Below are 14,165 nucleotides of genomic sequence, written 5' to 3'. Positions count from 1 at the left end.
CCTCCGGCGTCGGGGCAGCTCGTTGACGCCTCCGGCGTCGGGGCAGCTCGTTGACGCCTCCGGTGTCGGGGCAGCTCGCTGACGCCTGACCCACGAAGGCCCCCGTCCACCGGACGGGGGCCTTCGCTATGGTCGACGTGTCCGGGGTGCCCCGCAGGGGCTGAGATGACACCCGCCGAACCTGATCCGGTTAGCACCGGCGCGAGGGAGACACATGGATCCGACGTCTGCCGTCACGACGGCCCTGCGCGAGCGCAGCCCGCTCGTGCAGTGCCTCACCAACTACGTCTCGATGGACCTGGCAGCCAACGTGCTGTCGGCCGCGGGCGCGTCGCCCGCGATGGTCCACGACCCCCACGAGTCCGCCGACATGGCGGCGCTCGCCGACGCCGTCTGCGTCAACATCGGCACCCCGTCGCCGTCGTGGGCCGACGGCATGCGCCTGGCCGCCGAGCGGGCGCAGGCCGACGCCACGCCCTGGGTGCTCGACCCCGTCGCCGTGGGCGCGACGGCATACCGCCGCGAGCTCGTCGCCGACCTCCTGCAGCTGCGGCCCACCGTGGTGCGGGGCAACGCGGGGGAGGTGCTGGCTCTCGCCGGCGCCGTCGGCGGCTCGCGAGGCGTCGACAGCCTCGCCGCCTCGCACGACGCGCACGACGCGGCCGCGCTCGTCGCCCGCGAGCACGGGTGCGTCGTCGTGGTGAGTGGCGAGGTCGACGTCGTGACCGACGGCGACCGCACGCTCCACGTGGTCGGCGGGCACCGGTGGATGCCGATGATCACCGCGCTCGGCTGCTCCTCGAGCGCCCTCGTCGCGGCGGCCTGCGCGGTCGTCGACGACCCGCTCGATGCGGCTGCGGGAGCCATGGGACTGCTGGCTGCTGCGGGCACGTCGGCCGCCGCGGTCGCACAGGGTCCGGCCAGCCTGCGGGTCGCGCTCGTCGACCGGCTGGCCGACCCCGACGGGCTCGAGCTCGTCGGGCGCGTCCGTCCGGTGCCGGCATGAGCGGCGTCCCCGACCTGCGCCTCTACCTCGTGACCGACCCGTCCTTCGGCGCCGACCTGCGTCGCGTGGTCGTCCCCGCGGTCGAGGGTGGCGTCACCTGCGTGCAGGTCCGCGACAAGCAGGCCACCCCGGCCGAGGTCGAGGCCCAGGTCAAGCTGCTGCGCGACGCCCTCGTCGGCTCGGGGGTGCCCGTGCTCGCGAACGACCACGTCGTCCCGGGGGCCGACGGGGTGCACGGCGGTCGCGCGGACGCGCACCCCACGGTGCTGCGGTCGGCGGCCGGTCCCGACGCGGTCGTCGGCTGGTCGGTCGACACCCTCGCGCAGCTCGACGACGCGTCGGCCCTCGCCGCGTGCACCTACCTCGCGGTGAGCCCCGTCCACGACACGCCGACGAAGCACGACACGGCACCGGCCTTCGGCCTCGCCGGCGTGGCCTCGGTGACGGCACGGGTCGGCGGACGGCTGCCGGTCGTCGGCATCGGTGGCCTCGACGAGACCACGGCCGGCCCGGCCGTGCGGGCCGGCCTCGACGGCGTGGCCGTGGTGCGTGCGGTCGGCGCCGACCCCGACCCGCGTGCGGTCGCCGCCCGGCTGCGTCGGGTCGTCGACGTCGCACTCGCAGCCCGACGCGAGGACGTGTCGGCATGACGGGTCGCGAGCCGGTGGTGCTCACCGTCGCAGGCTCCGACCCGTCGGGGGGAGCCGGGATCCAGGCCGACCTCAAGACGGCCACGGCGCTCGGCGCGTACGCGGCGACCGTCGTCACCGCCGTGACGGTGCAGGACACGACCGGGGTCCGCGCCGTGCACGAGGTGCCGCTCGACGTCGTCCGCGGCCAGCTCGAGGTCGTCCTTGAGGACCTCGACGTCCGGGCGGTCAAGGTCGGCATGCTGGGCTCGCCGGCGTTGGTCGAGCTGGTCGCCGAGCTTCTCGCCGACGTGCCCGCGCTCGTCGTGGACCCCGTGATGGTCTCGACGTCGGGCCACCGGCTGCTGCCGCGGGACGCCGAGGCGGCCCTGCGCGACCTCCTCCTCCCGAGCGCGACGCTGGTGACGCCGAACCTGCCGGAGGCCTCCGTGCTCACGGGCCTCGCCGCGCAGACCGACCCCGGCGAGCTGGGCCGGGCACTGCTCGCGCTGGGGCCTGGTGCCGTCCTGCTCAAGGGCGGTCACGGCGACGGTCCGGCGAGCGACGACCTGCTGGTCGACCGTCGCGGCAGCACGTGGTTCCGGGCGCCCCGGATCGACACGCCCCACACCCACGGCACGGGATGCACGCTCTCGGCCGCGGTCGCGACGCGGCTGGCCCTGGGCGACCCGCTGGCCGACGCCGTCGGGGCCGCCAAGGCCTACCTCGGCGAGGCGCTCGCGTCCGGCGCCGAGCGGCAGGTCGGGCAGGGCCGCGGCCCCGTCGACCACCTTGTCCGGCTCCGGGAGACGACGGCATGACGACCGCGTTCTCCGCACGGGCGTGGACGCACGTGGCCGACCGCTACGCCGACGTCTGCCGCCACCCGTTCGTCACCGGTCTGGCCGGCGGCACGCTGCCCGACGCCGTCTTCGCCCACTACCTGGCCGACGACGCGCACTACCTCGTCGGCTACGCCCGCACCCTCGCGCGCATCGCGTCGCGCCTGCCCGACGTCGACGACGTCGGTGCGTGGGCCGGCTTCGCCGCCGGTGCCGTCGAGGCCGAGCGCTCGCTGCACGTGGGTGAGCTCGCACGGCGCGGGGTCGAGCCGGCCACGCACGTCCCGACCAGCGCGTGCCGCGACTACGTCGACGCGCTCGCCCGTCATGCCGAGGAGTCGCCGGTCGAGGTCGCGGTGGCGGCGGTCCTGCCGTGCTTCCGGGTGTACGCCGAGGTCGGGCGGCACCTCGCGTCGACCGCGGGCGACCTGGACGCCCATCCCTACGGCGCGTGGATCGCCACGTACGACGACCCCGCCTTCGAGGCGGCGGTCGCCCGGGCCGAGGCGACGGCCGACCGGCTCGCCGCCGACAGCCGGTACGTCGCCGAGATGCTCGAGGCGTACGCGGACGCGACCGACCGCGAGTGGCACTTCTGGGACGCCTCGTGGCGCGCCCCCGACGGGACTAGGCGATGAGGTCGACGGCCGGCCCGGCGGTGTGGCAACGCCGCCCCGACACCACGACCGACCACGCACGCGCGAGCCGCTCGACGGCCTCGACGCCGACGTGCTCGGGGGCGGTGCACGGCAGGCGCAGACGACGTTCGCCGGCGCTCGGTGCGCCGAGCGTGAACCGCGGGCCGGGCGTGAGGTGCAGCCCCTCCTGCGCCGCCGCGGCCACGAGCAGGCTCGACGAGCGGCTCGGCAGGCCGACCCACAGGTTCGGCCCGCCCGGGGGCACCGGGACCTCCCAGTCGGGCAGCCGCTCGCTCAGCGCGCCGACCAGCGCCGCCCGCTGACCGCGCAACCGGGCGACGGTCTCCTCGAAGAGGTGCGTGTGGTGCCGCAGGACCTCCGCGGCCACCAGCTGGTCGAACGCAGCGGTCCCGAGGTCGTGACGCATGCGCGACTGCAGCAGCGCGGTGACGTGGCGCCGCGGAGCGCGGATCCAGCCGATCCGCAGGCCGCCCCACAGCACCTTCGATAGGGAGTCGACGACGATCGCGTCGGGGTCGTGGGCGGCGTACGACGTCGGCAGTCCGTCGCCGGAGAGGTCCAGGCGACGCATCGACTCGTCGACGACCGTCAGCACGTCGTGCCGTCGCAGCGTCCGGGCGAGCCGCAGCCGCGTGCCCTCCGGCATGACCGCACCGGTCGGGTTGTGGAAGTCGGGGATCAGGTACGCGGCGTCGACGTGCGGGGCCTTCGTGCTCGCCGCCTCCAGGTCCCACGGGTCGTCACCGATCGGCAGGGGAGCGGTCCGGTAGCCGAACCCGGTCAGCGACTCGACCCCGTGCGGGTACGACGTGCCCTCGACGAGGAGTCCGGCCCCGGGTCGACCGAACGTGCGCCCCACCAGCGAGATCGCGCCCTGGGCGCCGTTGGTGACGATGATCTGGTCCGGGTCGGTCGGGATGCCCGCCCGGGCGTACTCGGCGGCGACGAGCTCGCGCAGGGCGGGAAGGCCGTCGGGCAGGTAGCCGGTGGTCGTGAGCAGCGACGGCAGCTGCTCCGCCGCCGCCTGGAAGGCACGGGTGAGCCCGGAGGGCCCGGTCGGTGCCGAGAACGTCATCGCGATGGTGTCGGGGTCGTCGGGGTCGACGATCAGGCTGCTCGCGGTGGCCGACGTGGTGGGCACCCTCAGCACGCTGCCGCTGCCCTGGCGCGAGTGCAGGACCCCGCGGCGGCGCAGCTCGTCGTACGCCCGCGTCGTGGTGGTGCGGCTCAGGCCCATCGCCTGGGCCAGGGCGCGCTCGCTCGGCAGCCGGGTGCCGTCGAGCAGTCGACCGTCGACGACGAGCAGGCGGATGCTGTCGGCGAGCGTGCGGTACGCGGGACCGTCGGGGAGCGTGCCGATCAGCGCCGCGAGCCGGAAGGCGGAGGTACGGGGGTCCACGCGCCCAGCATGCCGCCTCAATGGACCCGGGCGAAAGGGCCACTTCAGGCGAAGTGGCCGCAGCCACCGTGTCTGAAGTGGCTCTGTCGCACGAGGCCACCCGGGCTCGACCCTGGTCCCATGCTCCTCGTCCTCCTGCTGCTGCTGGCGTGCGTGCCGTCGGGGCTCGGTCTGCGCGCCGTGTCCCGCGACGGCTACGGCATGCGTCCGCCCCCGGCCTCGCGCCACGACCAGGAGGGGACGCGCACATGGCCGCGATGACCCGCCGCCTCGCCCAGCTCGTCCTCGGCCTGTGGCTCTACGGCGCCACCATGGCGCTGATGGTGGAGTCCGGGCTCGGCCTCGACCCCTGGGACGTGTTCCACGAGGGACTGACCCACCACCTGCCGCTGACCTTCGGGCAGGTCGTGATCCTGGTCGGTGCCGTCGTACTGCTCCTCTGGGTGCCGCTGCGCCAGCGCCCCGGCATCGGCACCGTGCTCAACGTGCTGCTCGTCGGTGTCGCGGTCGACGTCACGCTCGCGTGGCTGCCCACGCCCGACCACCTCGCCATCCAGGTGGCCTTCCTGCTGCTCGGCGTCGTGGGCAACGGCCTGGCCGGCGCGCTCTACATCGGCGCCGACCTCGGGACCGGCCCGCGCGACGGGCTCTGGACCGGGCTCGTGCGTCGCACGGGCCGCAGCGTGCGGCTGGTGCGCACGGCACTGGAGCTGACCGTGCTCCTCGTGGGCTTCGCGCTCGGGGGGACCGTGGGGATCGGCACCGTGGTCTACGCCCTCGTGATCGGGCCCGTCGTGCAGATGTTCCTGCCGCTGGTGCAGGTGCGCCGCGTCCGCGAGCCTCGCGGGCTCAGCGTCGCGTCGCGATGACGAGGGACGCACCCTCGTCGATGAGCAGCTCCACCGCGGCGAAGCGCTCGTCGGTGAGCCACTGCTCGCGCACCACGTCGACCTGGCCGTCGACGATCGGCGGCCAGTGGACGGACGGGACGAAGTCGTCGAGGACCGCGATGCCGCCCGGCTCGAGGAGGTTCGCGAGGACGTCGATCTGCTCCATGACCTCGCGGACGTCGACGAACAGCAGGGAGAACGGGGCGCGCTCCTCGAGCGCCGACCAGTCGCCCGCCACGATCTCGACGTTGTCGACGTCGGCGAAGATCTGCTGCACGTCGCCGGCGAGCGAGGGGTCGAGCTCGGCGCTCACGATGCGCGCCTCCTTGCGGGCACCGCTGGAGAGCCACGCGGAGCCCACGCCCGTGCCGGTGCCGAGCTCGGCCAGCGTGCCGGCGCGCGAGGCGGCGAGCGCGGCCAGGAGCCGGCCGGTCTCGTGCCGCGTCGAGGTGATGAACCCTCGCTGTCGCGCAAGATCGAGGGACCGGGCGACGAGGTCGGGGATCTCCGCAGGCGCACTCACCCGGTCAGTGTGTCACCGCCGTCACGTCGCCCCAGCGGCGACGTCTCACCGACCGAGACACACCGCACGGCGCTCCCGACGCGGCGACGGACGGCGGGTAGGGTGGTCGACATCATGCGGAAGCAGCTCGTAGTCATCGCTTGCCGCGGCGGGGCCTCCTAGGGCCACACCCTGCCGCGGAGTCCAGGCGTTGGCCCGACCGTTCCGCAGCAGGTCAGCTTCATCTCTCGTCGGGACCACGACCTGGTCCCCTCTCCTGAACCATCCGGTCATCACCGGGTGACACGACCTCCTGGAGCCGTCGGGTCGGTGCTGTGCCCGCACCGTCCAGCGTCCGTCACTCGACGGACCGACCCTCGCACCACCTCAGGAGAGACCATGAACACCTACCCGATCGAGTGGGGACCCGCCCACCTGCGCGACGACGCCGTGACGCCCGCCGTGGAGCCGGCCGAGCGCCCGGACGACAACTGAGAGCGTCCATCGAGTGAGACCGCGGTTTCAGATCCTGAGACCGCGCCTCCTAGGATGAGCCTCATGACGCGCTCCTACACGCTGGCCGTCGTCCCCGGCGACGGCATCGGCCCCGAAGTCACGACCCAGGCGCTGACGGTGCTGAACACCGTCGCCGCGCAGCACGACCTGTCCTTCGACACGGTCGACTACGACCTGGGTGCCCGTCGCTACCACGCGACGGGGGAGACCCTGCCGGACAGCGTGCTGGAGGAGATCCGTGGCCAGGACGCCATCCTGCTGGGTGCGGTCGGCGACCCCAGCGTGCCGTCGGGCGTGCTCGAGCGCGGTCTGCTGCTGCGGCTGCGCTTCGAGCTCGACCACTACGTGAACCTGCGACCGAGCACGCTCTACCCGGGGGTGCCGACGCCGCTGGGCTCGCACGTGACGGAGCGCGGCCCGATCGACTTCGTGGTCGTGCGCGAGGGCACCGAGGGCCCGTACGTCGGCAACGGCGGCGCCATCCGCGTCGGCACGCCGCACGAGCTGGCCACGGAGGTCAGCGTCAACACGGCGTACGGCGTCGAGCGCGTCGTGCGCGACGCGTTCGCCCGGGCCCAGGCGCGACCGCGCCGCAAGCTGACCCTGGTGCACAAGAACAACGTGCTGGTGCACGCCGGACACCTCTGGACGCGCACCGTCGCGGCCGTCGGCGAGGAGTTCCCCGACGTCAGCGTCGACTACCTGCACGTCGACGCGGCGACGATCTTCCTCGTCACCGACCCGGGCCGCTTCGACGTGATCGTCACCGACAACCTGTTCGGCGACATCCTCACCGACCTCGCGGCGGCCGTCACCGGCGGCATCGGACTGGCGGCGAGCGGCAACGTGAACCCCGACCGCACCGCCCCGAGCATGTTCGAGCCCGTGCACGGCTCGGCGCCCGACATCGCGGGCCAGTCCAAGGCCGACCCGACGGCGGCGATCCTGTCCGGAGCGCTGCTGCTGGAGCACCTCGGCCACCCGCAGGCGGCCGCTCAGATCAGCGCGGCCGTCGAGGCCGACATCGCCGAGCGCGGCACGGCCGCCGGTGCCCAGTCCCGCAGCACCGAGGAGGTGGGGGAGGCCATCGCCGCGCGCGCCAGCGCGGCCGCGGCCGAGGGCGTAGCGGCGGTCTGACCTCCCGCCTCCACGACCTCGAAAGGACTACCGTGTCCAGCATGACCTCCGCACCGTTCGCCCCCACCGTCGAGACCAACCCGGCTGCGCGGACGGACGCCGAACGGGAGGCGATCCTCGCCTCTCCGGGGTTCGGCAACCACTTCACCGACCACATGTTCCTGGCCGAGTGGACGCCCGAGCAGGGTTGGCACGACGCCCGCGTCGTGCCCTACGGACCGTTGCAGCTGGACCCCGCCACGGCCGTCCTGCACTACGCGCAGGAGATCTTCGAGGGGTTGAAGGCCTACGCCTGGGCCGACGGCTCGGTCCGCGTGTTCCGGGCGGAGGAGAACGCCGCGCGTCTGCAACGCTCGGCGCACCGCCTCGCCCTGCCCGAGCTCCCGCAGGACTGGTTCCTCGGGTCGATCGACGCCCTCGTGGCCGCCGACCGCGCCTGGGTGCCCGAGGGCGGCGAGACCAGCCTGTACCTGCGGCCGTTCATGTTCGCCTCCGAGGCCTTCCTCGGCGTGCGCCCCAGCCAGCACGTCACGTACTGCGTGATCGCCTCGCCGGCCGGCGCCTACTTCCCCGGTGGCGTCAAGCCCGTCTCGATCTGGCTGTCGACGCAGTACTCGCGGGCGGGCGCCGGGGGCACCGGCGCGGCCAAGTGCGGCGGCAACTACGCCGCGAGCCTGCTGCCGCAGCAGGAGGCCGCGCAGCACGGCTGCCAGCAGGTCGCCTTCCTCGACTCCACCGAGCAGCGCTGGATCGAGGAGCTCGGCGGCATGAACCTGTACTTCGTGCAGTCCGACGGCTCGATCGTCACGCCGGAGCTGTCGGGCTCGATCCTCGAGGGCATCACCCGCGAGTCGATCCTGACCATCGCCCGCGACCTCGGGCACGACGTCGTCGAGCGCCGGGTCAGCATCGACGAGTGGCGCGAGGGCACCGCCGACGGCACCATCACCGAGGTCTTCGCCTGTGGCACCGCCGCCGTGGTGACGCCCGTGGGCGTGCTCAAGTGGGACGGTGGCGAGGCCGTGGCCGGCGACGGCGAGGCCGGGAAGATCACGATGGACGTCCGTTCCGCGCTCGTCGACCTGCAGTACGGCCGAGCCGAGGACCGCCACGGGTGGATGCGCCGCATCCCCGGCTGACAGATCCTCGACGGCACGGGAGCCAGGGTGTCTACGGTCACCCTGGCTCTTGTGCGAGAGGTCTCGCTACTATATCGGCGTGAATGATGATGCAAGCACGAGACGTCCTGCGGAAAGCGGGCGACGCACTGACGTGTCGCGTCCCGTGCTCCGCCCGACCACTCCGGTCGCCGTCGACCGCCGCAGTCCGCTGCCCGGCCTGACCGGGCTGCGCTGGCTCGCGGCGCTGCCGGTCTTCGCGTTCCACCTCTCGCTCGTCGACTTCGGGCTCAACCCCTTCGCCGACGGGCGGTGGGCGCGCACGTACGCCTCGCTGCTCGGCCAGGGCGGCTGGACCGGGGTGTCGTTCTTCTTCGTGCTGAGCGGGTTCCTGCTGACCTGGCGGTGCTCGGAGAGCCGGGGGACCGCAGCCTTCGTGCGCAAGCGACTGGCGAAGATCTTCCCGCTGCACGTGGTGACCTGGTCCGTGGCGATGGTCCTGTACGCGTTCGCCCTCGCGGGGTCGCCGTGGGAGTACCTGCCCAACCTCGTCCTCGTCAGCTCCTGGATCCCGGTCCACGACGTCTACCTGTCGGTCAACCTGCCCAGCTGGTCGCTCTGCAGCGAGTTGCTGTTCTACCTGTCCTTCCCCGCGCTCGTCCCGCTCGTCAGGCGGCTTCGGGCCGACCGCCTCGCGCTCGCCCTCGCGGCGTGCGTCGCGGGCACCGTGGTCGTCGCGCTCGTCACGATGTCGCTGCCCGACGGGCCGGGGGTCGACGGCATGCCCGTGACCAACCTGCAGTTCTGGTTCGGCTACAACCTCCCGCTGCCTCGTCTGCTCGAGTTCGTGGCGGGGATGCTGCTCGCACGCCTGGTCGCGGAGCGTCGGGTGCCGACCATCGCGCCGTGGGTGGCGTGGACGGCGGTGCTCGTCGGCTACGTGGTGGCCTCGCTGGGCCCCTTCGTGCTCGGCTTCGTGGCCGTCATGCTCGTGCCGCTCATGATGGTCGTCGTGGCCACCGTCCAGCGCGACCTCGCAGGCCGTGGCACCTGGGTCTCGTCGCGGCCGATGGTCTGGCTCGGCGAGGTGTCCTTCGGGTTCTACATGGCGCAGCAGATCGTCATGTACACGGTCCGCATCACCTGGCAGCACGGCGCCACGTACCCGGTGCCGCTCGCGATCGCGGACTGGCTGCTGGTCTTCGCGCTGACGCTCGGCTTCGCGACGGCGCTGCACCGCCTCGTGGAGGAACCGGCGATGCGTCGTCTCGGGACCCGGCGCCAGGCCCGCGCGGCAGCGGCGGCGGTGGCCCGGTGACGGCCGTCGCGCTGCGCGTCGAGCGGCTCGGGGACGCCGAGTACGTGTGCGCGGGGCGTGGTCGGGCGATGGGCCTCGCGCACGGTGCGTCCGGCGACGTCGACGCCAACTTCTCGCCGCTGCTCGACGCGCTGGGGGACCGGTGGTCGTTCGTGGGCTCGCGGTACCCCGGCACGGGCGGGTCCGGACCCCTCGACGACCTGCCGTCGGTCCTGCGTCCGGAGGTGCTGGCCGACCGTCTCGTCGAGGCGCTCGACGCCGAGGGCCACCAGCGCGTCCCGGTCGCGGGCGTGTCCTTCGGGTGCTCGGTCGCGATCCAGGCCGCGCTGCGCCACCCGGACCGTGTGTCGGCCCTGGTCCTCACGGTCGGCTTCGCCAGGCCCGACGTGCAGCTGCGTCAGATGCTCGGCACGTGGGAGCAGCTGGCCGGCGGGCCGCCGGAGCGGCTCGGGGCGTTCCTGCTCTCCCAGCTCGGCTCGCCCGACGGGCTCGCCGAGCTCGACCGCGCCGGCACCTTCGCGTCGGACGCGCTCGACGCCGGTCGCGGGGTGAACCCGTCGGGGCTCGCGCACCTGCGCGCGGCGACCCAGGTGGACCTGCAGGACCGGCTGGCCGAGGTCCGCGTGCCCACCCTGGTGGTCGTGGCGGGCGCCGACCGGGTCGTGCTCCCCGCCACGACGCGCGAGCTCGCGGCCGGCATCCCGGGGGCGGAGCTGCTGGAGTACCCGGCGGCGGGCCACGCGTTCACGGCCAAGGAGGGTGTCGTCTGGGCGCGCGACGTCGAGGCGTTCCTGTCGCGGGTGGACGATCGACCGGCTGCGCTGTGACCTTGTGCACGTGCGCCGCCGAGCGCACGTGAGCGGTCCTATAGTCGCGACATCCCTGTGCCGGCAGGGGAACGTCCACGAGACGTCTGGGGGACGAGGGTGAAGGACGCGTCGACGGCAGTGGTGCGGGCAGTCCGCTCACGGCTGCGCGACGCACGCCTGCGTCGTCACCTGCGGGGTCTCCTGCGCCGGCTCGACCTCCCGCTTCCCCTCGAGGTCGGGCTGCTGTGCGAGCGGCTGGGTCAGCTGCGGGGGACGCCCATCGCCCTCCTGGAGTGGGAGCTCGAGCCGACGGGGCCGTCGGGGATGCTCGTCTCGCGCGTGGACGAGGACGTCATCGTCTTCCAGTCGCGCACCTCGCGGGCCCACCAGGCACACATCATCCTGCACGAGGTCGGCCACATCGTGGCTCAGGACCTCGACGGCGTGGCCCTGCCGCAGCCCCTGCTCAGGACCTCCTACACCGCTCGCGACGAACGCGACGCCGAGGTCATCGCGTCGACCATCATGCACCGGGCGCTGTCGATGACCCGCCGCCTGGACCACGTGGCGCAGGTCGGCGGACGGTCCGTGCAGAGCAGCCTCGTGCTGTGGGACGGCTGGTCGTGAACGACCTCGGATGGGTGGCCGTCGTGACCCTGCTGGTGGGCGCGGCCTGGACCTTGCCCGCGCTCGCGCGCCAGAGCTTCCGGGACCCCATGCGACTCACGCTGTTCGCCTCGATGCTGCTGCTGGGGCTGGGCAACCTGCTCTCCCGCCCGCCGGTCATCGCGGTCGTGGACGCCAGGACGACGGTCGGCGCCACGAAGCTCACCTACAACGTGCTGATCCTGGTGGGGCTGTGCCTGATGATCGCCTTCCTGCGCGAACGGCCGCTCGTCGGGGCGCGCGCCCTGCGCCGCTGGGAGGTCCTGCTGTGCGTCGCCTGCGTCGGCGGCCTGCTCGTCGTGACGGCAGGCATCGACCCGTCGCTGCGCAACCACACCCTCGCGGCCCCGTTCCTGCAGGACGAGCACGTCCGCGCCTTCTACAACGTCGGCAACACCTATCTCCTGGCGGGCTACGCGGCCTGCGCCGTGCTCGCCGGGCGCCAGACCCGGCGCTCCGCCGGCGTGGTGCGGGTGGCCCTGGCGACGATCGCGGTCGGCCTCGCGGGACTGGCGCTCAGCTGCGTGGCACGGTTGGTGTGGGTCGACGTCGTCGCGCCCCGACCGGCCGAGGAGGTCTTTGACGACCAGGACGTGCTCGCCTTCGCCCTCGTGGCGACGATCGTGGTGTGCGTGGGCATGAGCCTCCCGGCCGTGCGCAGCGTCGTGGCGATGCTGGCCGAGGTGCGCGGGCACCGCCGTCGCTGCCGCGGACTGCGGGAGCTCTGGACCCGTCTGGTCGAGATCCATCCCGACCTCGTCCTCGACGGGCTCACCTACCGCGGCCCGGCGGTCGCGACGGGCTACGCCCTCGCGACCTACCGGCGCTACGTCGAGTGCCGTGACGGGCTGGTCCGCGTGGGGGCGCTGGTGCCGGGGGCGCCGGAGGACTCGGCAGGACCAGCCGAGGCTGCCCAGGCGCTCGACGCCGTGCTGCGAGGAGCTCCCGTGGGGGAGCCGGTGGTCTGGGGCGTGCACGAGAGGTACGAGGACGACGTCGACGCCCTCGTGCGTCTCTCGAGCGCCCTGCGCTCGCTGCGGAGCCGGGCGCCGGCCCTGGCCCGGTGACCCAGAGGTCAGGGCACGAGCACGAGCTTGCCGCGGACGCCGCCTGCCTCGAGTCGCGCGTGTGCCCGGCCGGCCGCCTCGAGCGGGAGGCTCTCGACGTCGGGGAGCACGCCCGCGCCGCTCGCCGCGCGGGCGACGACGTCCTGGAGGTCCTCGCGCGAGATCTCGACGCTCGTGAGCCGCACGTCGACGCTGGGGTGGTCCTCAGGCGTGGGGGCGCTGAACGGCGTGATGGTCACGAAGCGACCACCCTCGCGTACCGCGTCCACCAGCGTCGGGACGCCCGCGGTGTCGATCACGACGTCGTAGGTGCCGGGACCGATTGCGTCCGGGCTCGTGTGCACGGTGCCGAGGGCCTCGGACTGCTCGAGGCGCACGGCCCACACGTCCGCGTCGCCCGGTCGGACCACGAGGTCGGTAGGTCCCTGCCGTGCGAGGAGCCGACCGGCCACGTGGGAGCCGACGCTGCCCTGGGCGCCCACGAGCAGCACGCGGTCCTCCGCGCCCAGGCCGGCGAGGCGCAGCGTCTGGACGGCGGTCACGCCGGCGAGCGGGAGCGCGGCGGCGACCAGCAGGTCGAGCGACGCCGGCACCGCGACGGCGAAGGCGGGGTCGAGCGCGACACGCTCGGCCATCGAGGCGATCCCGGTGCCCAGGGGTGCGGTCATCGCCGCCACGCGGTCGCCGGCCGCGAACCCCGACCCGTGCGGCGCGCGGAGCACGGTGCCGGCGAGGTCCCAGCCCAGCAGCGTGGTGCCCTCCGTCGGGATCTGGCCCGAGCGGGTGGCGAGGTCGACCGGGTTGACCGCCGCGCCGGCGACGTCGACGACCAGCAGGTCGTCCCGGTCGGGCTCGGGGACGTCGAGCACCTCGACGACCTCGGGGCCGCCGGGGGCGTGGAAGCCCACGGCCCTCACGGCTGACCGGTCTCGCGTCGGGACGCGTCGAGCGCGTCCATGATGGTGAGGAGCTGGCTGCGTGCCTCCGGCGTGAGCTCGCCGGCGCGCATGGCGATCGAGCGCACCTGGCGGTCCGCCAGCGCCTGCGCCCAACCGGCGTCGTCCTCCTCCTCGCCGGTGAGGGCGGCCATCGAGATGGGCAGCGACGCCGCGCGCGGCTTGAAGTAGTGCACGAGCGCGGAGAGGACGGAGACCGTGGGGTTGGTCTGCGCGCCGCTGCGCAGCGCCGCGAGGTAGCTGCGCGAGATGGTGACGTCGTGCTCGGGGCTCTCGCTGATGGCCTGGGCGACCTCGGCGGTGGAGGGCTCGCGCATGCGACCGACGGGATCGCGCGTGGCGGCGTCGGCGAACCAGGCGTTCAGGCGTTCGGCGAGGGTCGACATGGTCACTCCCGGGGTGAGAGGTCGCCGTGGGGACAGCGGCGGGAACAGCGGCGGGGACACGGTGGGGGAACGACAGGGAGTGGCGTTCCTGTGTTGACAGTATCACACTCGCCATCCACAACTGCTGTGTGCCACTATAGTGGCACACGCGACGATGAACTGACCGGGTGTGGTCGCCCGCAGATCCCTGCAGGGCGGCAGCGCACCACCACCAACCGACGCCACGACCACGGGCCCTCGGGCCGGAGCAGGAGCAGGAGCACCG

The 14,165-nt window shown here is 73.7% G+C and carries 16 protein-coding genes and 1 riboswitch; of the genes, 12 read left to right on the top strand and 4 right to left on the bottom strand.

Annotated elements, in window-relative coordinates; genetic code table 11:
- Positions 1–132: 132 nt before the first annotated feature.
- Positions 133–226, top strand: a riboswitch (TPP riboswitch).
- The 4 genes from thiM to A6Q81_RS01665 all read left to right on the top strand — a co-directional run bounded on the left by thiM (position 215) and on the right by A6Q81_RS01665 (position 3,115).
- Positions 215–1,006 (top strand): hydroxyethylthiazole kinase, encoded by a 792-nt coding sequence (thiM, locus tag A6Q81_RS01680; RefSeq protein WP_286689299.1) that lies wholly within the window; start codon positions 215–217, stop codon positions 1,004–1,006. Its footprint overlaps the riboswitch before it by 12 nt.
- Positions 1,003–1,656 carry a thiamine phosphate synthase gene (locus A6Q81_RS01675; protein WP_286689298.1) on the top strand — a complete coding sequence of 218 codons (654 nt, stop codon included), beginning with the start codon at positions 1,003–1,005 and terminating at the stop codon, positions 1,654–1,656. The genes thiM and A6Q81_RS01675 overlap by 4 nt, the downstream gene beginning before the upstream one ends.
- The gene (gene thiD / locus A6Q81_RS01670; protein ID WP_286689297.1) at positions 1,653–2,456 is read left to right on the top strand and encodes a bifunctional hydroxymethylpyrimidine kinase/phosphomethylpyrimidine kinase; all 804 of its coding nucleotides are present in this window, start codon (positions 1,653–1,655) and stop codon (positions 2,454–2,456) included. Before A6Q81_RS01675 ends, thiD begins: the two co-directional genes overlap by 4 nt.
- Positions 2,453–3,115, top strand: coding sequence for a TenA family protein (locus tag A6Q81_RS01665; protein ID WP_286689296.1), 663 nt, complete (start codon positions 2,453–2,455; stop codon positions 3,113–3,115). Before thiD ends, A6Q81_RS01665 begins: the two co-directional genes overlap by 4 nt.
- On the opposite strand, the gene yczR is transcribed toward A6Q81_RS01665, so the two are convergent.
- On the bottom strand, positions 3,105–4,535 hold the full coding sequence (gene yczR / locus A6Q81_RS01660) for a MocR-like transcription factor YczR (protein ID WP_067856474.1): 1,431 nt from the start codon (positions 4,533–4,535) through the stop codon (positions 3,105–3,107). The genes A6Q81_RS01665 and yczR overlap by 11 nt on opposite strands.
- 120 nt (positions 4,536–4,655) lie before the next feature.
- On the opposite strand from yczR, the gene A6Q81_RS01655 reads away from it, so the two are divergent.
- Positions 4,656–4,796, top strand: a complete 141-nt coding sequence (locus A6Q81_RS01655) for a hypothetical protein (RefSeq protein ID WP_158509192.1) — start codon at positions 4,656–4,658, stop codon at positions 4,794–4,796.
- Positions 4,784–5,404: a membrane protein YczE gene (yczE, locus tag A6Q81_RS01650; RefSeq protein WP_286689295.1), complete on the top strand. Its 621-nt coding sequence runs from the start codon at positions 4,784–4,786 to the stop codon at positions 5,402–5,404. Before A6Q81_RS01655 ends, yczE begins: the two co-directional genes overlap by 13 nt.
- Here the strand turns inward: yczE and A6Q81_RS01645 are convergent.
- Entirely contained in the window at positions 5,385–5,948 is a 564-nt protein-coding gene (locus tag A6Q81_RS01645) for an O-methyltransferase (RefSeq protein ID WP_286689294.1), read from the bottom strand. The genes yczE and A6Q81_RS01645 overlap by 20 nt on opposite strands.
- Positions 5,949–6,485: 537 nt before the next feature.
- On the opposite strand from A6Q81_RS01645, the gene A6Q81_RS01640 reads away from it, so the two are divergent.
- The 6 genes from A6Q81_RS01640 to A6Q81_RS01615 all read left to right on the top strand — a co-directional run bounded on the left by A6Q81_RS01640 (position 6,486) and on the right by A6Q81_RS01615 (position 12,558).
- Complete coding sequence (locus A6Q81_RS01640) at positions 6,486–7,580, top strand: 3-isopropylmalate dehydrogenase (RefSeq protein ID WP_286689293.1); 1,095 nt, start codon at positions 6,486–6,488, stop codon at positions 7,578–7,580.
- A gap of 41 nt (positions 7,581–7,621) precedes the next feature.
- Positions 7,622–8,719 (top strand): branched-chain amino acid aminotransferase, encoded by a 1,098-nt coding sequence (locus A6Q81_RS01635; protein ID WP_286689292.1) that lies wholly within the window; start codon positions 7,622–7,624, stop codon positions 8,717–8,719.
- Positions 8,720–8,852: 133 nt separating this feature from the next.
- On the top strand, positions 8,853–10,016 hold the full coding sequence (locus A6Q81_RS01630) for an acyltransferase family protein (protein WP_286689291.1): 1,164 nt from the start codon (positions 8,853–8,855) through the stop codon (positions 10,014–10,016).
- Positions 10,013–10,843, top strand: coding sequence for an alpha/beta fold hydrolase (locus A6Q81_RS01625; RefSeq protein ID WP_067856489.1), 831 nt, complete (start codon positions 10,013–10,015; stop codon positions 10,841–10,843). The genes A6Q81_RS01630 and A6Q81_RS01625 overlap by 4 nt, the downstream gene beginning before the upstream one ends.
- A 99-nt stretch (positions 10,844–10,942) precedes the next feature.
- Positions 10,943–11,452, top strand: coding sequence for a hypothetical protein (locus A6Q81_RS01620; protein WP_144433710.1), 510 nt, complete (start codon positions 10,943–10,945; stop codon positions 11,450–11,452).
- Positions 11,434–12,558, top strand: coding sequence for an MAB_1171c family putative transporter (locus tag A6Q81_RS01615; protein ID WP_286689290.1), 1,125 nt, complete (start codon positions 11,434–11,436; stop codon positions 12,556–12,558). Before A6Q81_RS01620 ends, A6Q81_RS01615 begins: the two co-directional genes overlap by 19 nt.
- A gap of 8 nt (positions 12,559–12,566) precedes the next feature.
- Here the strand turns inward: A6Q81_RS01615 and A6Q81_RS01610 are convergent, their stop codons facing one another.
- Together A6Q81_RS01610 and A6Q81_RS01605 are read right to left on the bottom strand one after the other, a co-directional pair.
- Positions 12,567–13,475 (bottom strand): zinc-binding dehydrogenase, encoded by a 909-nt coding sequence (locus tag A6Q81_RS01610; protein ID WP_286689289.1) that lies wholly within the window; start codon positions 13,473–13,475, stop codon positions 12,567–12,569.
- Positions 13,472–13,900 carry a hypothetical protein gene (locus A6Q81_RS01605; RefSeq protein ID WP_067856500.1) on the bottom strand — a complete coding sequence of 143 codons (429 nt, stop codon included), beginning with the start codon at positions 13,898–13,900 and terminating at the stop codon, positions 13,472–13,474. Before A6Q81_RS01605 ends, A6Q81_RS01610 begins: the two co-directional genes overlap by 4 nt.
- Positions 13,901–14,165 lie beyond the last annotated feature (265 nt).

The sequence above is a fragment of the Aeromicrobium sp. REDSEA-S38_B2 genome (assembly GCF_001628525.1).
Taxonomy (GTDB): domain Bacteria; phylum Actinomycetota; class Actinomycetes; order Propionibacteriales; family Nocardioidaceae; genus Aeromicrobium; species Aeromicrobium erythreum.
Note: the sequence above shows the minus strand (reverse complement) of the source record. Positions and strands in the feature narration are given on the sequence as shown.